The organism is Neisseria sp. HMSC073G10, assembly GCF_001812605.1.
Classification (GTDB): Bacteria; Pseudomonadota; Gammaproteobacteria; order Burkholderiales; family Neisseriaceae; genus Neisseria; species Neisseria subflava_A.
The window spans coordinates 189,273-209,742 of the sequence record NZ_KV809536.1; the positions used below are offsets into that span (position 1 = coordinate 189,273).

A 20,470-nucleotide genomic window follows, 5' to 3' on the forward strand; every position below is an offset into this window, starting at 1 on the left:
AGGCCGTCTGAAAACGGATAACCTGATGGCAATATCGGTTTGGATATAGACAGTAAGGATAAAATATGAAAAAGATTCAAGCAGATGTGGTAGTACTGGGTGGCGGTACAGCCGGTATGGGCGCATTTCGCAATGCCCGACTTCAAACAGACAATGTTTACCTGATTGAAAACAATGTATTCGGAACAACTTGTGCGCGTGTCGGCTGTATGCCGTCCAAATTGCTGATTGCGGCTGCGGAGGCGCGCCATCATGCTTTGCATACCGATCCGTTTGGCGTGCATTTGGATAAAGACAGCGTAACGGTAAACGGCGAAGAAGTCATGCACCGCGTGAAGTCCGAACGCGACCGTTTTGTCGGTTTTGTAGTCAGCGATGTAGAAGAGTGGCCTGCCGACAAGCGTATTATGGGTACGGCAAAATTTGTTGACGAACACACCGTCCAAATCGATGACCACACTCAAATCACTGCAAAAAGTTTTGTGATTGCTACCGGTTCGCGCCCTGTGATTTTCCCTCAGTGGGAAGTTTTAGGCGATCGCTTGATTGTGAACGATGATGTTTTCTCTTGGGATACCCTGCCTAAGAGTGTGGCCGTGTTTGGTCCTGGCGTAATCGGCTTAGAGTTGGGTCAGGCTTTGCACCGTTTGGGCGTAAAAGTTGAAATTTTTGGCGTAGCAGGCGCGATTGGCGGTATTTCAGACCCTGTTGTCGCTGAAGAAGCCAAAACCGTTTTTGGCGAAGAATTGACTTTGCATTTGGATGCCAAAACCGAAGTTAAATTGGATGCAGAAGGCAATGTTGAAGTTCATTGGGAACAAGATGGCGAAAAAGGTGTATTCCATGCCGAATATGCTTTGGCTGCCGCCGGTCGCCGTCCGAACGTAGACAATATCGGTTTGGAAAACCTGAATATCGAAAAAGATGCGCGTGGTGTGCCTGTTGCCGATCCGCTGACCATGCAAACCAGCATTCCGCACATCTTTATCGCAGGCGATGCGTCCAATCAATTGCCTTTGTTGCACGAAGCTTCCGACCAAGGCAAAATTGCCGGTCACAATGCCGCTATTTTCCCGAATATTGAGGGTGGTTTGCGCCGTAGCGTAATCGGTGTGGTATTTACCAGTCCGCAAATTGCCACTATCGGCTTGAAATACGCGCAAGTTGCGGCGAAATATCAACCTGACGAGTTTGTCATCGGCGAAGTTTCCTTCCGAAACCAAGGCCGCAGCCGCGTTATGCTGGTAAACAAAGGCCATATGCGTTTGTATGCTGAGAAAGCAACCGGCCGTTTCATTGGTGCGGAAGTTGTCGGCCCTGCTGCCGAACATTTGGCACACTTGATGGCTTGGGCGCATCAAATGAAGATGACGATTCCGCAAATGCTGGATATGCCGTTCTACCATCCGGTTATCGAGGAAGGTCTGCGTACTGCATTGCGTGATGCCGATGCAAAATTGAAACAGGCTTGATTATTTGATGGAATAAAGGCCGTCTGAAACTCGTAGTGAGGTTTCAGACGGCCTTTTTTTATGCTTGGAAGCTGTTAAATCAATTCTAAATCCGGACCGGCATTTTGCGCACGACGGCTTCGTAATTGAATGTCTAAGCGCAAATCATGGGCGGAGTCGGCATTTTTAATGGCGTCTTGATAGCTGATATCGCCGTTTTCATACAAGTCATACAAGGCTTGGTCAAAAGTGATCATGCCCATGCCGGTTGATTTTTTCATCATTTCTTTGATGTTGTGGACTTCGCCTTTTTGAATCAAGTCGGCAATAATTGGTGAATTGAGCAAAACTTCGACCGCCGCCACACGACCCCGTCCGCTTTCACGGGGAATCAGTCGTTGTGAAATAAAGGCTTGCAGGTTGAGCGATAAGTCGGTTAGCAACTGGGTACGGCGCTCTTCGGGGAAGAAGTTGATGATGCGGTCGAGCGCTTGGTTGGTACTGTTGGCGTGCAGTGTCGCCATACACAAATGGCCGGTTTCCGCGAAGGAAATGGCGTAGTCCATGGTCTCGCGGTCGCGGATTTCGCCAATCAGAATGACATCCGGTGCTTGGCGCAGGGTATTTTTCAATGCAATCGGCCAATTTTCGGTATCTACGCCGATTTCTCGTTGAGTGATGATGCAGTTTTTGTGTTGGTGGATAAACTCAATTGGATCTTCGATGGTGATAATGTGGTCGAAGCTGTTTTCGTTTCGATAGTCGATAAGAGAGGCGAGGGAAGTGGACTTGCCCGAACCTGTACCGCCGACAAAAATAACCAGACCGCGTTTTCTGAGGGCGATGTCTTTCAGAATAGGAGGCAGATTGAGCGTTTCAAATTTTGGGATATTGCTGTTAATGGAGCGGAATACCAAAGCAGTTGCACCGCGTTGAACCATGGCATTGACACGGAAGCGGCTGGTATCGGGCAGGCTGATGGCGAAGTTGCATTCGTTGGTGGAAGAAAATTCTTCGATTTGTTTGGAAGACATAATCGAAAAAGCGATTTCCATACATTTTTCAGCGCTTAACGGCTCATTGGTCAGCCGCATGATTTTGCCGTCCACTTTCATGGCCGGTGGGAAATTGGTGGTAATGAAAAGGTCGGAGCCTTTGTATTTGTTCATATGGCGTAGCCAAGCGAACAATTCTTCTTTTGCGCCCGGAGTATTTTCGTCAAACATAAGAATTTAGGTATTTAGAATAGAGTTATTTTATTGAGAATAATTATAACAGAAGCAATCATTATTTGCTGTTTGCCAGCTAGAGTGGCTATCTGTTTTAAATTGAGTGTCGTTCTAGGAATATAGCAGATTTTTCAGTATCCCTGTGATTTTAAATTCTGCTGTTATAATGTTGCCCGATCAGTGAATGGAAAGGTAACGAGATGTCAGTACAAACAATTGCCGTGGTCGGCGCAATGGAACAGGAAATCGAGCTTTTGCGTGAAAGCATGGCCAATGTCAAGCATGTGTCTTTCGGTAAATTCTCGGCATATGAAGGCGAGTTGGCCGGAAAACGCATGGTATTGGTTTTGAGCGGTATCGGCAAAGTCAATGCAGCGGTTTCGACTTCTTGGGTCATTCATCAGTTTGCACCGGATTGTGTCATCAATACCGGCAGTGCAGGCGGTTTGGGTAAGGGTCTGAAAGTCGGCGATGTGGTCATCGGCGAAACTGTGGCGCATCACGATGTTGACGTAACGGCTTTTGGTTATGTTTGGGGGCAAGTACCGCAACTTCCTGCTGTGTTTACATCGGATTCAAACTTGATTCGTCAAGCAGAAAAGGCGGTGCAAGTGTTTGAAGGTGCGGCCGTAACGCAAGGTCTGATTGTTAGTGGCGACCGTTTTGTGCACAGCAGCGAAGGTGTTGCGGAAATCCGCAGCCATTTCCCTGAAGTAAAAGCAGTGGAAATGGAAGCTGCGGCGATTGCGCAGACTTGTCACCAGTTGGAAGTGCCGTTTGTGATTATTCGCGCCGTATCCGATTCGGCAGATGAGAAAGCGGACATCAGCTTTGAAGAGTTTTTGAAAACGGCTGCCGTCAGCTCGGCGAAGATGGTTACCGAGATTGTCAAATTGCTATAAAATCATGCAGAAACGTTGAATTTCCGTTAGAATACGGAACGATTCAACCTTATTCTAAGGCCGTCTGAAAACCGAATCCCTGTTTTTTCAGACGGCCTTTCAGCCTTTAATTGTATTTATCTTAATAACAATATGAAAAACATACGGAATTTCTCCATTATTGCCCACATCGACCACGGCAAATCGACGCTTGCCGACCGCTTCATCCAATACTGCGGCGGCTTGGATTTGCGCGAAATGAGTACGCAGGTGCTCGATTCCATGGACATCGAAAAAGAGCGCGGCATTACCATTAAAGCGCAAACCGCCGCGCTCAACTATAAAGCACGCGATGGGCAGGTGTATCAGCTCAATCTGATTGATACTCCGGGACACGTCGACTTCTCTTATGAAGTATCTCGTTCACTGTCGGCTTGTGAAGGCGCACTTTTGGTGGTCGATGCTTCCCAAGGCGTGGAAGCGCAAACCGTGGCGAACTGCTATACCGCGATTGATTTGGGCGTGGAAGTTGTGCCTGTTTTGAACAAAATTGACTTGCCTGCCGCAGAACCCGAGCGCGTGGAGCAGGAAATTGAAGACATCATCGGCATTGATGCCGTTGGTGCGGTGCAATGTTCTGCCAAAAGCGGTATTGGTGTGGAAGATGTTTTGGAAGAAATCATTGCCAAAATCCCTGCGCCGACCGGCGATGAAAATGCACCGTTGCAAGCGGTGATTGTTGATTCATGGTTTGACAACTACGTCGGCGTGGTCATGTTGATTCGTGTGAAAAACGGCACCATCAAACTGAAAGACAAAGTGCGCTTTATGAGCACCAAGGCGGAAACTCAGGTTGAGCAGCTAGGCGTATTCACACCAAAATCAGTTCAAAAACAAGAACTCAAAGCCGGCGAAGTAGGCTTTTTGATTACCGGTGTGAAAGAATTGGGTCAGGCGAAAGTCGGCGATACGGTTACTTTGGTTGCCAACCCCGCCTCTGAGCCGCTACCCGGCTTCCAAGAAGTACAAAGCCAAGTATTTGCAGGCCTTTATCCCGTGGAAAGCCACGACTACGAAGCCTTGCGTGACGCTTTGGAAAAATTGCAGCTTAACGATGCTTCGTTGAAATTTGAGCCTGAGGTTTCCCAAGCATTGGGCTTCGGTTTCCGTTGCGGCTTCTTGGGCCTGTTGCACTTGGAAATCGTGCAGGAACGTTTGGAGCGCGAGTTCGACATGGACTTGATTACCACTGCGCCAACAGTGGTTTATGAAGTCGTGTTGAAAAACGGCGAGAAAATTGAAGTTGAAAATCCGTCCAAACTGCCTGAAATCAGCACTATCGAAACCATTCTTGAGCCGATTATCACTGCGACCATTCTTGTGCCGCAGGAATATGTCGGCAACGTCATGACTTTGTGTAACCAAAAGCGCGGCGTTCAGGTCAATATGCAATACATGGGCCGCCAAGTCATGCTGACTTATGATTTGCCGATGAACGAAGTCGTAATGGATTTCTTTGACAAGCTTAAATCGACTTCGCGCGGTTATGCTTCGTTGGACTACCATTTCAAAGAGTTCCAACCGTCTGATTTGATTAAGCTCGACATTATGGTCAACGGCGAAAAAGTCGATGCCCTGAGCCTGATTGTGCACCGTCAAAGCGCCGTTCACCGCGGTCGCGAGCTGGCATCGAAAATGCGCGAACTGATTCCGCGCCAGATGTTTGATATTGCCGTACAGGCCGCTATCGGCAGTCAGATTATCGCCCGTGAGAACGTCAAGGCCCTGCGTAAAAACGTTTTGGCGAAATGTTACGGCGGCGATATTACGCGTAAGAAAAAACTTCTTGAAAAACAAAAAGCAGGTAAGCGCCGCATGAAACAAGTGGGCAATGTGGAAATTCCGCAAAGCGCATTCTTGGCGATTCTGCAAGTGAGTGATAAATAATGAGTATAAATCTGACTTTAGGCGCAATCGTTGTACTGCTGGCCGGTTTGGTCCTCAACTTCAAAAGCAGCAAAGAGCGCCAGGAAAACGGCGAATGGAGTTCCGGCCTGCAATGGAGTTATCTCTTGTGCATGGTCGGCGTATTCGGCATTCTGTCCGAGTTTATGAGCTTTACCGCCGTATTGCTGGTGTTTGTCGTGTTCACCGGTATTGTTTGGGCAATCCATAAAGGCCGTCTGAAAAAAAGCGAAACCGGCGAAGACAATGCGCATTTTACCGACTATATGGGCGGCTTTTTCCCCATCATCTTGGTTATCTTTGTGTTGCGCAGCTTTATTGCCGAGCCGTTTCAAATTCCGTCCAGCTCCATGCGTCCGGGCTTGGTCAAAGGCGATTTTATCTTGGTGAACAAATTTTCTTACGGTATCCGCCTGCCGATTTTGAATAAGGTCATTATCCCTGTCGGCAACATTGCCCGAGGCGATGTCGTGGTGTTCAATTACCCACTTCAGCCTGAGATGAATTACATCAAACGCATCGTCGGTATTCCGGGCGACGTTGTGGAATACCGTGATAAGGTTTTGACTGTTAACGGTGAAATTATTTCCGAAAAACCAAATGGCAATTATCAATACGCAGATGATACCGATCCGTCTATGATTCATACGCTTGAGCGTTTTCAGACGGCCTTAAACGGCAAAAACTTTGATGTGGTCAAAGAAGCCGGTCAGCCTTCCGTATCCATTGCCGTATTGAACAAATATACCTCCGAAGTGATGCCTGAAAGCAATTACTCGCTTGAAACAAGTGGTTTGGAAAATTGCGAATACGCAGAAGACGGTAATGGCTTTATCTGTAAAGTTCCTGAAGGCCGTTATTTCGCGATGGGCGACAACCGCGACAACAGCGCCGATTCCCGTTATTGGGGATTTGTCGATGACAAACTGATCGTCGGTAAAGCCTTCTTTGTTTGGATGAATTTTGGCGAACTCAGCCGTATCGGTACCAGCATCCAATAAGCAATAAACAGATTGAAAGGCCGTCTGAAAAATTTCAGACGGCCTTTTTGGTATCTATTTTTTGTCTTTTAACGAACCCAAATAAATCGCCAATAAAGTCAAAGTAGCGCCACTCCATTGGACGGCGTTAATCGGTTTATCCAGCCAGAAATAATCGATCAACATGGCGGCGACTGGTTCGGAGAGTAGTAGCAGGCCGGTTAGTGACAAGGATAAAAGCGGGATGGCGTAAGCAATCAATGCCCAAGCGAAGCATTGCATAACGATGCCGTAGATGGAGACTAGAATCACATCGTTTAAAGTCTTAGGATATAGATGGGCGGCATCGAATAGCAGCGATGGGATGACCAAAGCTATTGCACCGCCGAAGCTTAAAATCATCATCAGCGGAAACAAACCGACTTTTTCCTGCTCATGGGTTTTGCGTACGAAAACCATAGACAGGGCCAGCATGGCGCCGGACACTACGCCGCTGACAAATCCCCATGCGGCGTTGTCGTTATGAACGAACTCCGGGCTGCCGATCAAGGCTACGCCTATGGTGGCCAATATCAAACTTAAAATTTGTAAGGTACTTAGGCGTTCCGAATAAAAGAAGAAGCCGATGGCGGCTAAAAAGAAAATCTGCAGGCTGTTGAGCAAGGTGGAAATGCCGGGGCCTACGGCGTGAATGCTTTCGTGCCAAAGGGCGAGGTCGAATGCGAGGAAAACGCCGGATAAGAGTGCGTAGCCAACCGTTTTTCTTTTTGTGGGCATTTTTTGCCTGAAAAAACGTCCGAGCAGAAAAAATATAGGGGCGGCAATCAGCAAACGCCAGAATGCGATGGCATAAGAGCCGACATCGACAAATTTGACGATCAAACTGCCCAAGCCGAAGACGACGCAGCCGACGACCAATAGGGGCGCTGCATAATTTCCCGAACGTGTCTCCATCGGCTTCTCCATCAATCAAATGAAGACAATTATTCCATAAAATATAGATGAGGCGCTAATGATAAATAGTGGTGAGCCAAGATAAAGGGTTTATGATGAAAGGCCGTCTGAAAACTATTTCAGACGGCCTTTTGATGATTTTCTGGCTTGATTTAGTATTGTTGTAGTATAAAATCGTTTTACGCCGTGTTTTCAGACGGCCTGATCAGTTTTGGTTTTGAGAAAAGGATATTGGAAATGGCAAACCCTATTCGTGCGTTTCTGGATTATGTGCCGTCGGTTGATGAGTCTTGTTTTATAGATGAGACTTCGGTTGTGATTGGCGAAGTGTCGCTGGCGGAAGATGTATCCGTTTGGCCTTATGCCGTATTGCGTGGCGATGTGAACAGCATTTCTATCGGCAAGCGCAGTAATGTGCAGGACGGCAGCGTTTTGCATGTGTCGCATAAGAATGCGGCAAAGCCTGACGGTTCGCCTCTGATTATCGGCGATGATGTGACGATTGGGCATAAGGTCATGCTGCATGGCTGCCGAATTGGGAATCGTGTGTTGGTGGGCATGGGCTCGATTATTTTGGACGATACGGTTGTCGAAGATGATGTGATGATAGGCGCGGGCAGTTTGGTGCCGCCGCGCAAGCGTTTGGAAAGCGGTTTTTTATACGTCGGCTCGCCTGTGAGACAAGTGCGTCCGCTGACGGATGAGGAAAAGGCATTTTTGACGTATTCCTCTGCGCATTATGTCCGCCTGTCCGGACAGCATAAAATTTCAAAATAAGGAAAACCAATCCAATGAACGCAATTTATCTGGCTTCGGGCAGTCCGCGCCGTCGTGAGATTTTGGAAAATTTGGGTTTCACGGTACACCGCCTCCCAGCGGATATTGATGAAACCCCTAAAGAAGGCGAAGCCGCGCTGGAGTATGTGCGCCGTATGGCCTGCGAGAAAAATCAGGCGGCGGTGGCGCAATGGTTTGCTGCTCATGATCAAGAGCCTGAGTTTGCTGTATTGACGGCGGATACGACGGTGGCGGATGGTGCGGCTATTTTGGGTAAACCGGAATCCGAAGCGGATGCGGTCGATATGCTGGAACGCTTGTCCGGACGGACGCATCAAGTATTGACGGCTGTATGTGTTTATTGGCAAGGCGTGCGCCATGATGTGGTGCAGACGAGCGAAGTGCGCTTTAAAACGTTGACGGCTGAGGAGATTGCAGCCTATGTTGCCAGCGGCGAGCCGATGGATAAAGCCGGTGCGTATGGGATTCAGGGCTTGGGCGGCGTATTTGTCGAGCATTTGCAGGGCAGTTTTACCGGCGTGATGGGTTTGCCGGTTTATGAGACCGTGCAACTACTGAAATCTTTGGGTTTGGAAGCGCCGCCGTTTGCTTAAAATTAGGCAAATGCCGTCTGAAAGCGTGCCGACAAAAACGCCTGTTTCAGTTACAATACTGCCTTAAACAGCTTGCTTGAAGAAAGATATGAAAGAACATAAGGCCCGGAAACGCTTCGGGCAGAATTTTTTGCAGGATACGCGGATTATTAGCGATATTGTCAACGCAGTCAGACCGCAGCCCGATGATATCGTGATTGAAATCGGCCCGGGCTTGGCCGCCATTACCGAGCCTTTGGCGAAAAAACTCAACTGCCTGCATGTTTGCGAAATCGACCGCGACATCGTACGCCGTCTGAAAACCTTGCCGTTTGCAGATAAATTGGTGATACACGAAGGCGATGTATTGCAGTTTGATTTCAACAGCATTGAAGGCAAGAAAAAAATTGTCGGCAACCTGCCGTACAATATTTCCACGCCACTTTTGTTCCGATTAAGCGAAGTGGCGGACGATGTGATCGATATGCACTTTATGCTGCAAAAAGAAGTGGTCGAACGCATGGTGGCGCAGCCGAAAACCAACGACTATGGCCGTCTGGGCGTGATGCTGCAATATTTCTTCGATATGGAAATGTTGATTGAAGTACCGCCCGAGTCCTTTGATCCTGCGCCGAAAGTGGATTCGGCCGTCGTGCGCATGATTCCGGTGAAACACCGCATCGGTAAAGCGGAAGATTTTGAACATTTTGCCAAACTGGTGAAACTGGCTTTCCATCAACGCCGCAAAACCATACGCAATAATTTGAAGGAACTTGCCGGCGATGATGATTTGCAGGCAGTCGGCATCAATCCGCAGGACAGGGCAGAACACATTGCCGCAGAGAAATATGTGGAATTGAGCAATTATCTGGTTCAAAAGGCCGTCTGAAACAGTGATGGCAATTTTTAAACAACCTCCTATTCAATGGGGGTTTCGGGGTGATTCATATTTGTGGCGCGAGTTGGCGCAGTATTTTGCAGGTAAGGATATGCCGCCTGAGCGGCACCGTTTTGAAGCGGCAATTATCGGCGCAGTTTGGGTATTGACCGGGCATCGTCTCGATAGGGAAGAGCAATTTAAAGTCAATCGGTACAATAAAGGCAAAATCTCAGGCGGCATAGTCAGTTGCCGCTTTGGGCTTGAAACGGCTATTCCTTTGCTTTGGCAGCGGCAAGCGCAACTTAAGCCCCGAAAATTTTGGCAGTTTGGAAAGAAATAATGATTAAATTCAAAAATGTACACAAACATTTTAAAGATTTGCACGTTATCAACGGCGTGAATCTGGAAGTCAAACAAGGCGAAGTGGTCGTTGTATGCGGCCCTTCGGGCAGTGGCAAATCGACGTTGATTCGTACGGTAAACCAACTCGAGCGCATTGAAAGCGGCGAGATTTGGGTGGACGGCATCAATGTTGCCGATCCGAAAACCGATTTGAACAAAGTGCGCGAAGAAGTGGGCTTTGTGTTCCAAGGGTTCAATCTGTATCCGCATTTGACTGTCTTGGAAAACATTATTCTTTCTCCGATGAAAGTGAAAAACCAAAGCCGTGAAGAGGCGGAAAAGAAAGCAATGGAGCTTTTGGAACGCGTCGGCTTGGCGCATAAAAAAGACGCGCTGCCCGGCCAGCTTTCCGGCGGTCAGCAGCAGCGTGTGGCGATTGCACGCGGTTTGGCGATGGAGCCGCGCGTGATGTTGTTTGACGAGCCGACTTCTGCGCTTGACCCTGAAATGGTCGGCGAAGTATTAAAAGTGATGAAAGACTTGGCGGAAAGCGGCATGACCATGATGTGCGTAACCCATGAAATGGGTTTTGCGCGCGAAGTCGCCGACCGTGTGATTTTTGTCGATAAAGGCCAGATTCTGGAAGATGAAACGCCTGAAGAGTTTTTTACCAATCCGAAACACGAGCGTGCCAAACAATTCCTGCAACAGGTGATGACACATTAAACTTAGGCCGTCTGAAATTTCAGACGGCATGATCGGTTTGAATGATTTTTGAAAGTTGAACATTATGTATTTTGTTGACCGTACTGCTGTCGTGTTGAAACCGACCGCCCGTTTTTTGGAATGGTTGAAATCCTCCGATGAGAATATGCCCGATTTGACCATCGAGCAATTGCGCACCAACTGCTCCGTATTCCTGGTGCCGCAATTTGACGAGCCAGAATCCGTCATTTCTTATTTTGACGAACGCTACCAGCAGATTTTTGAAGCCGAATTGGCCGGCTGGGACATCGATAAAAGCAAATGGCCGCAAGACATGAGCCTGAAGGCTTTTTGGGAATTTTTCGATACCGAAATCCACGATATGGTTTTGGATATGGAAGAGGCGGAATTGAACATTACGCCTGTTTTCGACAATATGATGTAAAGCCGTGCGAAGTTTTCAGACGGCCTTAAAGCCCTCGCGTTCTTTGAAAATTCTGATTGTCTTCTTACACCTTTCGGCGTTGGCCTTATGCCTTGCAGAGTTTTACGGCTGGATGATGTGGCTGGGTTTGGCGACGTTGGCCGGCAGTTTTGCCTATGCTTGGCGCAGCGTTAATTTTTACGCTCAAAATGCGGTAAGAAAAATCATCATAGACCGCCAATACCGTGCGACGGTTTACTTGAATGTCGAAGAAAAGGGGAGAAGCGCGGTTTTGCAAGACAGCAGTATGTTGACGGTTTACGCTTTGTTTTTGCAATGGAAAGTTGACGGAAAAATAGTCAAACACTGTATCTTGCCCGATATGGCCGACCGCGATGCCTACCGCCGTCTGAAAGTATGGGCGCGCTGGTGTCGGGAAAAAGAAGACAAAGCAGAACTTGCGGCAGATATGGATTAAACGGCTGTTTCAGACGGCCTTTTTAAGCGATCAATACAATGAAAACATTACAAGACTGGCTTTCTCATTTGGAGACTGCCCATAGTTCCGGCCTGATCGATATGGGTTTGGAGCGCGTGGGAGAAGTGAAAAAACGCATGAATTTGGTGCCGCAGTGTCCTGTCGTCGTGGTGGCGGGTACCAATGGCAAAGGCTCTGTATGCGCTTATTTGTCGCATATTTATAAAGAAGCCGGTTTTAAAGTCGGTACGCTGACCAGTCCGCACCTTCTGCGTTACAACGAACGAATCGCCATCAACACTCAACCGGTTTCAGACGACCTGATTGTTTCCTCATTTGAACGCATAGAAGCGGCACGCGGTGAAATTTCGCTGACGTATTTTGAGTTTAATGCTTTGGCCGCCGTCGATATTTTCATGCGTGAAAATGTGGACGTCATGATTTTGGAAGTCGGTTTGGGCGGACGATTGGATGCCGTGAATGTATTCGATGGCGACTGTTCGGTCGTTACCAGCGTGGATTTGGATCATCAGGCATTTTTGGGCGATACCGTCGAGCAGGTCGGTTTTGAAAAAGCCGGGGTGTTCCGTAGCGGAAAACCGGCCGTGTGCGGTCAAAACCCTGCGCCTGAATCATTGGTCAAACACGCAGAAGAAATTGGTGCAAAACTGTTGATGGTTCAGCGAGATTTTGATTTTGCGTCAATGGAAAGCGTGCAGTGGAACTACCGCTTCCATCCGCAATCTTCAGACGGCCAAAGCCGTAACCGCAATTCTTTGCCGTTTCCTGCTTTGCGCGGCGCGTATCAGTTGTCCAATGCCGCGTGCGCACTGACTGTTTTAGAGTGTCTGAACAATCAGCTGCCCGTTGACATCGGCGCGATTAAACGCGGTTTGCTGTTGGTTGAGAATCCTGGACGTTTCCAAGTTTTGCCCGGCCGTCCGCTGGTGGTTTTGGATGTCGGCCACAATCCGCACGCAGCCCGTGCTTTGCGCCGCAGTCTGATTAACCTTGCCTTTGCACAAAAACGGATCGCCGTATTCAGTATGTTGTCCGACAAAGATATTGACGGCGTGCTGGAAATCGTTAAAGACCAGTTTGACGAGTGGAATATTGCGCCTTTAGATGTACCGCGCGGCATGACTGTGGAGGCTTTGCAGGCCAAATTGGCAGAACACGGCATCGACAATGTAAATGTTTTTGAAACCGTTGCCGCAGCCTACCGCGCTGCTTTGGCGAAAGCAACCGAAAATGATAGAATCGTTGTTTTCGGCTCATTCCATACTGTTGCCGATGTAATGGCTGTTTTGAAAGAACACTAACGAGGAAATTATCATGTCCGACAATAAACAAAAAGAAACTCCAAACGGATACGATTTAGACGGTTACGAACAACTCAAACGCCGCAACCGCCGCCGCTTGGTTTTGGCCTCCGGCTTGGTGGTGGCTTCAGGTATGCTGTTCGGCCTGGCGCTGACATCGGGCGACGATAAAAATTCACCGTTTAAAGAAGCCCCTGTCGGTCAGACTCAAGTCAAAACGGCGGATGAGCCCAGCAAGGCTGTTGTCCTAGAGCCGAATAAAGAGGATGTCGCGATGGCTGAAGAGGCAGCCCGCCATGCGGATGCCGAAGCGCAAAGCAAACCTCAAAATGCCGGCGACGAAGAAGACAATGCACCGGTCGAAGTGCTGAAGCCGAGCCGTGAATCCGCTCCCGAAGATGTCGGCGAGCCGTTGGTTTTGATTAACGATACTTTGGATGATGGCAATATTAAAGGTTTGGAAGAGTCTGAGCGTATTCAACGCGCTGAGGCCGCCAAACGCGAAGCTGCCGAACGCCGAGCCGAAGAACGCCGCCAACGTCAGGCAGAACAACGTGCTGCGGCACGCAAGGCACAAGCCCAACAGGAAGCGGATGAAAAAGAAAACGCATTGGCCGCTAAAAAACGCGCACTTCAAGCGCGTGCTGAAAAAGCAGAGCGTGAAGCCGCTGCCGAGCGCAATAAATTGGCTCAATTGGAAAAGGCAGAGAAAGCCATTGCCGAGCGTAAATCTGCCAAAAACAGTAAAGATAGCGTAAAAGACAAGGCCGAACCTGCTAAGAAAGCAGAAGCCAAAGTTGAAAAACCAAAAAATGAAAAGGCTAAACCGGAAACAGCCAAAGCTGAAAAAGCCGATAAGGTAAAAACTGCCGAGAAGCCGTCTGAAAAAGCCAAGCCTAAAGCCGAAAAAGAAACAGCAGAAGCCAAGCCTGCGAAAAAAGCCGCTATTCAGGCAGGTTATGCTGAAAAAGAACGCGCGCAAAGCCTGCAACGTAAAATGAAAGCGGCAGGCATCGATTCGACCATTACTGAAGTCATGACCGATAAAGGTAAGGTGTATCGCGTGAAATCAGCCAGTTATAAAAATGCACGCGATGCCGAGCGTGATTTGAACAAATTGCGTGTACATGGTATTGCCGGTCAGGTAACCAGTGAGTAATTTGCCTGTCGCCGATTTGTTGGCTGCCGCCGTCATCGTCATCTGCATCATTATCTCGCTGACGCGGGGGATTATTGCTGAAGCAGGGGCGATGGTGGCGTGGGTCGTGTCGTTTATTGCTGCCAGAACGCTTGCCGTGCCGTTTGCCGATGTAGTCTTTAAATCGGTTGAGCCGCATGCTTTGGCGGTTGCCATGGGTTTTGCCGCTGTGTTTTTTCTGGCATGGCTGTTGCAAAAACTGGCACGGTCGCTGTTAAGCAGTTTGGTGTCTGCCGTTGGTCTGGGAAGCATCAACCGTTTGTTTGGCGGCGTATTCGGTGCAGTGAAAGGTGTGATTTTGGTAACACTGGCTGTGATGGTTTTTTCGCATACCGATTTACCGAAGACGGAAGAGTGGCAAAGTTCCCATACGATTCCGTATTTTGAATCACTTGCCGATGCCGCAATGCCGTATCTGCCGGGAAAAGAAGATACGCATGAGGAAGCGGATGATTAATGTTAACGGTTTCAGACGGCCTGAAGGTCGTTTGAAACCGTTTTTTATTTGTCTGAAGGTAGCATTATATTGTCAACAATTTGGGCAAACTCCTCTAAATTATTTTATAATGACGCCTTACCCATTTAACCCTAAAACTCGGAGAGTCTCGATATGTGTGGTGTATTAGGTTTGGTCAGTCATGAGCCGGTCAATCAGCTGCTGTATGACGGTCTGCAGATGCTGCAGCATCGTGGTCAGGATGCGGCAGGCATTGTGACTGCAGAGGGCAGCACGTTTCATATGCACAAAGGCAAAGGCATGGTGCGTGAAGTGTTCCGTACCCGAAATATGCGCGACTTAGTAGGTAATGCCGGCATCGCACATGTCCGCTATCCGACTGCCGGCAATGCAGGCAGCAGCGCAGAGGCCCAGCCTTTCTATGTCAGCTCTCCGTTTGGCATTGTTTTGGCACATAATGGTAATCTGACCAATACCGAAGAGCTGTATGAGAATGTATGCAACAAACACCTGCGCCATGTTAATACCAGCTCTGATTCCGAAGTATTACTCAATGTATTCGCGCATGAATTGCGCCGCGAAGTCTCTAAAAATACAGTTCCTTACCAACTCACCATCGACAATATTTTCAACGCTGTTTCCGAAGTGCACCGTTTGGTGCGCGGCGCATACGGCGTAGTAGCCATGATTGCAGGATACGGCATGCTGGCTTTCCGGGATCCTTTCGGTATCCGTCCGTTGGTTTTGGGTTCGCAAATTGACGAATCCGGTAAAAAATCTTATGCCGTTGCCTCCGAATCCGTTGCCTTCAATGCACTTGCCTATGATTTGGAACGCGATATCCATCCGGGCGAAGCCGTATTTATTGGTTTTGACGGTACGATTATTTCCCGTCAATGCAGCGATAAAGCCAAATTAAGCCCTTGCCTTTTCGAATATGTTTATTTTGCCCGCCCGGACTCTGTCATCGATGGCGTTTCCGTTTATCAGTCCCGTATGGATATGGGCGTATCTTTGGCAGAAAAAATCAAACGCGAGCTGCCGGTCGACGATATCGATGTTGTTATGCCTATTCCCGATACCAGCCGACCCAGCGCGATGGAGCTTGCCGTTCATCTCGAAAAACCTTACCGCGAAGGTCTGATTAAAAACCGCTACATCGGCCGCACCTTTATTATGCCCGGCCAGGCAACGCGTAAAAAATCAGTACGCCAAAAACTCAGCCCGATGGAAACCGAGTTTAACGGCAAAAGCGTTTTATTGGTGGATGACTCCATCGTGCGCGGTACGACCAGCCGTGAAATCGTTGAAATGGTACGCGCTGCAGGCGCACGCAAAGTTTACATTGCTTCTGCCGCTCCCGAAGTACGCTATCCGAATGTGTACGGCATCGATATGCCGACCCGTGAAGAACTGATTGCAAACGGCCGCAGCGCGGCAGAAATCGCAGCCGAAATTGGCGCGGACGGTATCGTCTTCCAAAACTTAGAAGACTTGGAAGCAGTAGTCAAAGCACTCAATCCGAAAATCGAATCCTTTGATTCTTCATGCTTCAACGGTGTTTATCAAACCGGCGATATCGACGAAGCATACCTAAACCGCCTCTCCGCCGAAAAATCAGGTTGCGGCGGCTTAAAAGTACATCCAAGCAAAATGGAACACAGCATCAGTATCAGCGATAGCGATGATGAAGAATAAAGTAAATTGACTTACAATAAAGGCCGTCTGAAAATTAACGTTCAGACGGCCTTTAATTATGTTTTAGACACATCATGAGTACCGAAACCAAAAATTACATCACACCTACCGGTTGGCAGGCATTGAAAGACGAACTGTATCATCTGGTCAACAAAGAACGCCCGGAAATCGTCCAAATCGTTAACTGGGCGGCAAGCAATGGCGACCGCAGCGAAAATGGCGACTATCTTTACGGTAAACGCCGTATGCGCGAAATCGACCGCCGTATCCGCTTCTTAACCAAACGCTTGGAAGCAGCCGTTGTCGTCGACCCTGAAGCGCGCGAAGCCACGGACCAGGTTTTTTTCGGCGCCACCGTTGGCTTATTGCGCGGAGACGGTCGTGAACAAACCGTCAAAATCGTCGGCGTAGATGAAATCGATACTGCTAAAAACAAAATCTCATGGATTTCGCCTTTGGCACGCAGCCTGATTAAAGCACGCGAAGGTGATGAAGTTGTCTTGGATACACCGGAAGGGCGTGAGGTTATAGAGATTCTGTCGGTGGAATATATTAAGATTGACTGATTATGCGTGAATAAAGCAAGTGAAGCTATAAAAGGCCGTCTGAAAAATATACTTTCAGACGGCCTTTTATTGATTGTATCTACGTTTTTAAGATTTTCCGGCTTTATCTCCGATTTTGCTTTCTTTGCCTTGAATCAGATTTTGAATATTGCTTTTATGGCGGTACAACACCAATGCGGCAATGAATACAGTTGCCCATGCCCAAGAGGCGTGTGGCATCATGAAGAAGGCGAAGATGGGTGCGCAGATGGTGGCAACCAGTGCGGCGAGTGAGGATACTTTGAAACCGAATGCCATGACTAGCCAAACCAATGTGCAGAGTAGGGCGGTTGCGGGGGAGAGGGCAAGTAAGACGCCTAATGCGGTGGCTACGCCTTTGCCGCCTTTAAAATTGAAAAATATTGGCCACATATGACCGACCAATGCGGCGATGGCAATCAGGGCTATCGTTGCATCTGACAAATTTAAAGCATCTTGCAGACAGCGTGCCAAGATGACGGCAATCAAGCCTTTTACTGCATCGCCGAGCAGGGTCAGTGCGGCCGCTTTTTTCTTACCGCTGCGCAAGACGTTGGTGGCACCGGGGTTGCCGGAGCCGTAAGTGCGCGGATCGTCCATGCCGTAATATTTTGATACGATGACGGCAAAAGACAGGGAGCCGATAAGATAGGCGGCAATAATGGCGAGTACATTGAACATTTTGGGTGCTTTACTTAAAATGGGAACGGTTATTCTATCAAAAAAACGGACAGGCAAATGGATAAAATCTTTTTGTACGGCATGAAGGCCGATACTTTAATCGGCGTATATGATTGGGAACGCGAGCGTAAACAGACTTTGATTTTGGATTTGGAAATCAGTGTTCCCGAGCGTACCGGCACGAGCGACGATATCGGCGACACCATCCATTATGGCGAAGTATGCGAAGTCGTACGCCTCAGCCTTGCCGAACAGGATTTTTTACTGCTGGAAACTTTGGCGGAACATATCGCCCAATTGATTTTAAATGATTTTGGTGCGGCCAAAGTGCGCGTCCGTATTGTGAAACCCGGTATCTTGCCTGATGTGGCGCAGGTTGGTATTGAAATTGAACGCACTCGGGAATAGGGCTTATCTATGCCGTCTGAAAAAGGATTTCAGACGGCCTTTAATATTTAATAATTTGGAAATGAGGTAAAAAATGGATTTGAAAGAAACTAAATTAAGCAGTGAGCCAATCTACGAAGGTTCTTTTGTTACCATCAGCCGCGATCGGGTGCGCCTGCCCAACGGCAACGAAAGCCAACGGGTTGTGATCCGTCATCCGGGTGCTGCGTGTGTGTTGGCGGAAACGGAAGATGGTAAAGTTGTTTTGGTGAGACAATGGCGTTATGCCGCCGATCAGGCGACGTTGGAATTGCCGGCGGGTAAATTGGATGTGGCGGATGAAGATCCTGCCGAATGCGCTTTGCGTGAGTTGGCGGAAGAAACGCCATATGTCGCCGACAGCGTCAAACTGTTGTACTCCTTTTATACCGCAGTCGGTTTTTGTGATGAAAAAATGTATCTCTACCAAGCGCAAGGTGTGCGTTTGGGTAGCGAATTGAGCAACGATGAGGATGAAATTACAGAAACCGTCCTGATGAGCAAGGAAGAGGTGCGCAATGCATTGGCAAACGATGAAATCAAAGATGGTAAGACTTTGATTGGTTTGCAGTATTGGTTGACTCAGAATTGATATGTTAAGCAGACAATCCTTGATGGATTTTTGAATACTTGAGCCTGATATTTAGATGATAAGGTTTCATACAAACAAGGCCGTCTGAAAAAGCTTTCAGACGGCCTTGTTTTATTTCGTAGCCGGATTTTAGCCTAATAAAGCCGGTGCAAATCGTGTAATCGTATCGCGCAAAACGATGAGTTTGCCGTGGAAGAAGTGGGACGAACCGGCAATGGTGATAACAGGTAGGCCTTGTGGTTCTGCCCATGTCAGGGCTTTGTTGATTTCAACGACTTCGTCTTCCGCGCCATGAATCATCAATGTTTTGGCGACATCGGGAACGTTGGATGGTTCCGGGCGGTCGGTGTAGTGATGGACGGCGGCACCCATCAGCAACAGCAAATCAGGCGTGCGTTCTTGGGCGGCAAAGGTGGAAACGTAGCCGCCGAATGAGAAACCTGCCAGGGCGAATTGCGGCGCGTCAGGATGTTGCGCGCGGGCGTAGTCGATAACGGCAATACAGTCTTGCGTTTCGCCGCGACCGTAGTCGTGTTCACCTTCGCTATTGCCTACGCCGCGCAAATTGGGCAGGTAGCAATGGAAGCCAAGTTGGCTGAGGGCTTTGGCGGCGGTTTGGATGACTTTGTTGGTGTTGGTGCCGCCTTGCAGGGGATTGGGATGGTTGATGATGGCGACGCCGCGGGCGGATTCTTGTGTGCTTGGCAGGTAGATGGTTTCCAGCAAACCGGCCGGGCCGGGGATTTGAATGATGTCGGGTTTGAGCATGGGTGTGTCCTTGTTTGTTTTTTCAGACGGCCTGAAGCGGTTTATAGATAAAAATTCTTGCCGTTGTTTTGATTGTTGGCTTTCAAATCAGCAAGCATCCGTTTGAAGTCCAAGCCGTATTTTTCGCTTAATTTTTCGGCGCGTTTTTTCAGGTTGTCGAGATTTTGTTCTTTAGGGCTACTTTGGAATGCCATGACCGCTACGTTGCCGTGGCTCTCAGCAGGCAGCTCGAGCACGCGGCCGTCAAAGACGTTGAGCAGGCGTTCGACAAAGCGTTGATAACGCTGGTCGCCACTCCACCAGTTGGTGACAAATACGCCGTCGGGGGAGAGGGCATTGCGGCAGTCTTGGAAGAATGGTTCTTCTACCAAATCATCGATAATCTGTTCGCCGTCAAAACCATCTACCAAAATCACATCGGTATTGTGGCGGAACACTTTAATATATTCCGCGCCATCTGCCTCGATAATTTCAAAATTTTCGCCTTCGTGCGGCAATTCAAACAGGCTGCGCGCTACGGCGATGACTTGCGGATTGATGTCAATGGCGGTTTGCTTGGTATGGGGCAGATAGCTGTCTATCCAACGGGCAAACGAGCCGCCACCCAAGCCGATTTGGGTGATGTGTTTGGGCGGGGTTTCTGCAAACAGCAGCCAACCCATCATGGAGCGGCTGTACGACAACACCAGCTCTGACGGATGATCGACATTCATGGAGCTTTGAATCGTGTCGCTGCCCAAGTGCAGGGAACGGATATTGCCTTCTTCGGAAATGCCGACTTCGGGCAGATGAGATTTGGCTGGGCGCAGGCGGCGGTAAGGATGGCGGGGTGGCATGGGTGCAGACGAAAGATATAAAAGGCGTTATTTTAACAGAAACAATGATGTTTTGCGCTGGGGCGGTTTTCAGACGGCCTTTTTGCGTGTTGGATGGAAAGATAAGGCGTGTATTTAATTTTCTTTAAAATCATTGGTTTTTATAATTTCGTGAGTAACTTTGTTTTAAAATGCTTGCCAAGATGGGAACTTATCGGCATAATGCCGACTTCCTTGCCGGTATAGCTCAGTTGGTAGAGCACCTGACTT

Annotated in this window: 23 protein-coding genes; 18 read left to right on the plus strand and 5 right to left on the minus strand. The window is 48.6% G+C overall.

What is annotated here, in order from left to right; genetic code table 11:
* Positions 1-65: 65 nt before the first annotated feature.
* A complete protein-coding gene (locus HMPREF2865_RS09005) occupies positions 66-1,472 on the plus strand; it encodes a dihydrolipoyl dehydrogenase (protein ID WP_070646793.1) in 1,407 nt (468 codons plus the stop codon).
* Between the two features lie 74 nt (positions 1,473-1,546).
* On the opposite strand, the gene HMPREF2865_RS09010 is transcribed toward HMPREF2865_RS09005, so the two are convergent.
* Entirely contained in the window at positions 1,547-2,677 is a 1,131-nt protein-coding gene (locus HMPREF2865_RS09010) for a PilT/PilU family type 4a pilus ATPase (RefSeq protein ID WP_070646794.1), read from the minus strand.
* Between the two features lie 203 nt (positions 2,678-2,880).
* Here HMPREF2865_RS09010 and HMPREF2865_RS09015 point away from each other — a divergent pair, with 203 nt between their 5' ends.
* The 3 genes from HMPREF2865_RS09015 (at position 2,881) to lepB (ending at position 6,527) form a co-directional block, all read left to right on the plus strand.
* The gene (locus HMPREF2865_RS09015) at positions 2,881-3,582 is read left to right on the plus strand and encodes a 5'-methylthioadenosine/adenosylhomocysteine nucleosidase (protein ID WP_070646795.1); all 702 of its coding nucleotides are present in this window, start codon (positions 2,881-2,883) and stop codon (positions 3,580-3,582) included.
* Between the two features lie 132 nt (positions 3,583-3,714).
* Positions 3,715-5,508 (plus strand): translation elongation factor 4, encoded by a 1,794-nt coding sequence (gene lepA / locus HMPREF2865_RS09020; protein WP_070646796.1) that lies wholly within the window; start codon positions 3,715-3,717, stop codon positions 5,506-5,508.
* Entirely contained in the window at positions 5,508-6,527 is a 1,020-nt protein-coding gene (gene lepB, locus HMPREF2865_RS09025) for a signal peptidase I (RefSeq protein WP_070646797.1), read from the plus strand. Before lepA ends, lepB begins: the two co-directional genes overlap by 1 nt.
* Before the next feature lie 54 nt (positions 6,528-6,581).
* Here the strand turns inward: lepB and HMPREF2865_RS09030 are convergent, their stop codons facing one another.
* Positions 6,582-7,460, minus strand: a complete 879-nt coding sequence (locus HMPREF2865_RS09030) for a DMT family transporter (protein WP_141752539.1) — start codon at positions 7,458-7,460, stop codon at positions 6,582-6,584.
* 237 nt (positions 7,461-7,697) lie between these two features.
* On the opposite strand from HMPREF2865_RS09030, the gene HMPREF2865_RS09035 reads away from it, so the two are divergent.
* From HMPREF2865_RS09035 to greB, 12 genes are all read left to right on the plus strand, one after another.
* The gene (locus tag HMPREF2865_RS09035) at positions 7,698-8,237 is read left to right on the plus strand and encodes a gamma carbonic anhydrase family protein (protein WP_049322909.1); all 540 of its coding nucleotides are present in this window, start codon (positions 7,698-7,700) and stop codon (positions 8,235-8,237) included.
* A 14-nt stretch (positions 8,238-8,251) separates the two neighbouring features.
* Positions 8,252-8,851: a Maf family protein gene (locus HMPREF2865_RS09040; RefSeq protein ID WP_070646799.1), complete on the plus strand. Its 600-nt coding sequence runs from the start codon at positions 8,252-8,254 to the stop codon at positions 8,849-8,851.
* Positions 8,852-8,939: 88 nt separating this feature from the next.
* A complete protein-coding gene (gene rsmA / locus HMPREF2865_RS09045; protein ID WP_049329405.1) occupies positions 8,940-9,719 on the plus strand; it encodes a 16S rRNA (adenine(1518)-N(6)/adenine(1519)-N(6))-dimethyltransferase RsmA in 780 nt (259 codons plus the stop codon).
* A 7-nt stretch (positions 9,720-9,726) separates the two neighbouring features.
* Entirely contained in the window at positions 9,727-10,050 is a 324-nt protein-coding gene (locus tag HMPREF2865_RS09050) for a hypothetical protein (protein ID WP_070646800.1), read from the plus strand.
* Positions 10,050-10,778 carry an amino acid ABC transporter ATP-binding protein gene (locus HMPREF2865_RS09055; protein WP_003747231.1) on the plus strand — a complete coding sequence of 243 codons (729 nt, stop codon included), beginning with the start codon at positions 10,050-10,052 and terminating at the stop codon, positions 10,776-10,778. Before HMPREF2865_RS09050 ends, HMPREF2865_RS09055 begins: the two co-directional genes overlap by 1 nt.
* A 64-nt stretch (positions 10,779-10,842) precedes the next feature.
* Positions 10,843-11,202 (plus strand): hypothetical protein, encoded by a 360-nt coding sequence (locus tag HMPREF2865_RS09060; RefSeq protein ID WP_049322913.1) that lies wholly within the window; start codon positions 10,843-10,845, stop codon positions 11,200-11,202.
* A gap of 4 nt (positions 11,203-11,206) precedes the next feature.
* On the plus strand, positions 11,207-11,659 hold the full coding sequence (locus HMPREF2865_RS09065) for a protein YgfX (RefSeq protein WP_070646801.1): 453 nt from the start codon (positions 11,207-11,209) through the stop codon (positions 11,657-11,659).
* A 38-nt stretch (positions 11,660-11,697) separates the two neighbouring features.
* Positions 11,698-12,981, plus strand: a complete 1,284-nt coding sequence (folC, locus tag HMPREF2865_RS09070; RefSeq protein WP_070646802.1) for a bifunctional tetrahydrofolate synthase/dihydrofolate synthase — start codon at positions 11,698-11,700, stop codon at positions 12,979-12,981.
* Positions 12,982-12,994: 13 nt separating this feature from the next.
* Entirely contained in the window at positions 12,995-14,140 is a 1,146-nt protein-coding gene (gene ftsN / locus HMPREF2865_RS09075; RefSeq protein ID WP_070646803.1) for a cell division protein FtsN, read from the plus strand.
* Positions 14,133-14,636 carry a CvpA family protein gene (locus HMPREF2865_RS09080; protein WP_070646804.1) on the plus strand — a complete coding sequence of 168 codons (504 nt, stop codon included), beginning with the start codon at positions 14,133-14,135 and terminating at the stop codon, positions 14,634-14,636. The genes ftsN and HMPREF2865_RS09080 overlap by 8 nt, the downstream gene beginning before the upstream one ends.
* 153 nt (positions 14,637-14,789) lie before the next feature.
* A complete protein-coding gene (gene purF, locus HMPREF2865_RS09085) occupies positions 14,790-16,334 on the plus strand; it encodes an amidophosphoribosyltransferase (protein WP_049322919.1) in 1,545 nt (514 codons plus the stop codon).
* Between the two features lie 74 nt (positions 16,335-16,408).
* Entirely contained in the window at positions 16,409-16,900 is a 492-nt protein-coding gene (greB, locus tag HMPREF2865_RS09090; protein WP_070584151.1) for a transcription elongation factor GreB, read from the plus strand.
* 87 nt (positions 16,901-16,987) lie between these two features.
* Here the strand turns inward: greB and plsY are convergent, their stop codons facing one another.
* Complete coding sequence (plsY, locus tag HMPREF2865_RS09095) at positions 16,988-17,599, minus strand: glycerol-3-phosphate 1-O-acyltransferase PlsY (RefSeq protein WP_070646805.1); 612 nt, start codon at positions 17,597-17,599, stop codon at positions 16,988-16,990.
* A gap of 57 nt (positions 17,600-17,656) precedes the next feature.
* On the opposite strand from plsY, the gene folB reads away from it, so the two are divergent.
* Positions 17,657-18,007 carry a dihydroneopterin aldolase gene (folB, locus tag HMPREF2865_RS09100; RefSeq protein ID WP_070646806.1) on the plus strand — a complete coding sequence of 117 codons (351 nt, stop codon included), beginning with the start codon at positions 17,657-17,659 and terminating at the stop codon, positions 18,005-18,007.
* A gap of 73 nt (positions 18,008-18,080) precedes the next feature.
* A complete protein-coding gene (locus HMPREF2865_RS09105) occupies positions 18,081-18,617 on the plus strand; it encodes an NUDIX hydrolase (RefSeq protein WP_070646807.1) in 537 nt (178 codons plus the stop codon).
* A 129-nt stretch (positions 18,618-18,746) separates the two neighbouring features.
* On the opposite strand, the gene HMPREF2865_RS09110 is transcribed toward HMPREF2865_RS09105, so the two are convergent.
* Both HMPREF2865_RS09110 and HMPREF2865_RS09115 read right to left on the minus strand, forming a co-directional pair.
* Positions 18,747-19,385, minus strand: coding sequence for an alpha/beta hydrolase (locus tag HMPREF2865_RS09110; RefSeq protein ID WP_070646808.1), 639 nt, complete (start codon positions 19,383-19,385; stop codon positions 18,747-18,749).
* Between the two features lie 41 nt (positions 19,386-19,426).
* Positions 19,427-20,221 (minus strand): polyamine aminopropyltransferase, encoded by a 795-nt coding sequence (locus HMPREF2865_RS09115; protein ID WP_070646809.1) that lies wholly within the window; start codon positions 20,219-20,221, stop codon positions 19,427-19,429.
* Positions 20,222-20,470 lie beyond the last annotated feature (249 nt).

Bases quoted from the DNA above. Each gene is read 5' to 3' on its own strand.
- HMPREF2865_RS09035 (WP_049322909.1), top strand. From the start codon at position 7,698: ATGGCAAACCCTATTCGTGCGTTTCTGGATTATGTGCCGTCGGTTGAT.
- greB (WP_070584151.1), top strand. From the start codon at position 16,409: ATGAGTACCGAAACCAAAAATTACATCACACCTACCGGTTGGCAGGCA.
- folC (WP_070646802.1), top strand. From the start codon at position 11,698: ATGAAAACATTACAAGACTGGCTTTCTCATTTGGAGACTGCCCATAGT.
- HMPREF2865_RS09115 (WP_070646809.1), bottom strand. From the start codon at position 20,221: ATGCCACCCCGCCATCCTTACCGCCGCCTGCGCCCAGCCAAATCTCAT.
- HMPREF2865_RS09010 (WP_070646794.1), bottom strand. From the start codon at position 2,677: ATGTTTGACGAAAATACTCCGGGCGCAAAAGAAGAATTGTTCGCTTGG.
- HMPREF2865_RS09110 (WP_070646808.1), bottom strand. From the start codon at position 19,385: ATGCTCAAACCCGACATCATTCAAATCCCCGGCCCGGCCGGTTTGCTG.
- ftsN (WP_070646803.1), top strand. From the start codon at position 12,995: ATGTCCGACAATAAACAAAAAGAAACTCCAAACGGATACGATTTAGAC.
- rsmA (WP_049329405.1), top strand. From the start codon at position 8,940: ATGAAAGAACATAAGGCCCGGAAACGCTTCGGGCAGAATTTTTTGCAG.
- folB (WP_070646806.1), top strand. From the start codon at position 17,657: ATGGATAAAATCTTTTTGTACGGCATGAAGGCCGATACTTTAATCGGC.
- HMPREF2865_RS09055 (WP_003747231.1), top strand. From the start codon at position 10,050: ATGATTAAATTCAAAAATGTACACAAACATTTTAAAGATTTGCACGTT.
- lepB (WP_070646797.1), top strand. From the start codon at position 5,508: ATGAGTATAAATCTGACTTTAGGCGCAATCGTTGTACTGCTGGCCGGT.
- HMPREF2865_RS09040 (WP_070646799.1), top strand. From the start codon at position 8,252: ATGAACGCAATTTATCTGGCTTCGGGCAGTCCGCGCCGTCGTGAGATT.
- lepA (WP_070646796.1), top strand. From the start codon at position 3,715: ATGAAAAACATACGGAATTTCTCCATTATTGCCCACATCGACCACGGC.
- HMPREF2865_RS09050 (WP_070646800.1), top strand. From the start codon at position 9,727: ATGGCAATTTTTAAACAACCTCCTATTCAATGGGGGTTTCGGGGTGAT.
- HMPREF2865_RS09060 (WP_049322913.1), top strand. From the start codon at position 10,843: ATGTATTTTGTTGACCGTACTGCTGTCGTGTTGAAACCGACCGCCCGT.
- HMPREF2865_RS09030 (WP_141752539.1), bottom strand. From the start codon at position 7,460: ATGGAGACACGTTCGGGAAATTATGCAGCGCCCCTATTGGTCGTCGGC.
- HMPREF2865_RS09105 (WP_070646807.1), top strand. From the start codon at position 18,081: ATGGATTTGAAAGAAACTAAATTAAGCAGTGAGCCAATCTACGAAGGT.
- plsY (WP_070646805.1), bottom strand. From the start codon at position 17,599: ATGTTCAATGTACTCGCCATTATTGCCGCCTATCTTATCGGCTCCCTG.
- HMPREF2865_RS09005 (WP_070646793.1), top strand. From the start codon at position 66: ATGAAAAAGATTCAAGCAGATGTGGTAGTACTGGGTGGCGGTACAGCC.
- purF (WP_049322919.1), top strand. From the start codon at position 14,790: ATGTGTGGTGTATTAGGTTTGGTCAGTCATGAGCCGGTCAATCAGCTG.
- HMPREF2865_RS09015 (WP_070646795.1), top strand. From the start codon at position 2,881: ATGTCAGTACAAACAATTGCCGTGGTCGGCGCAATGGAACAGGAAATC.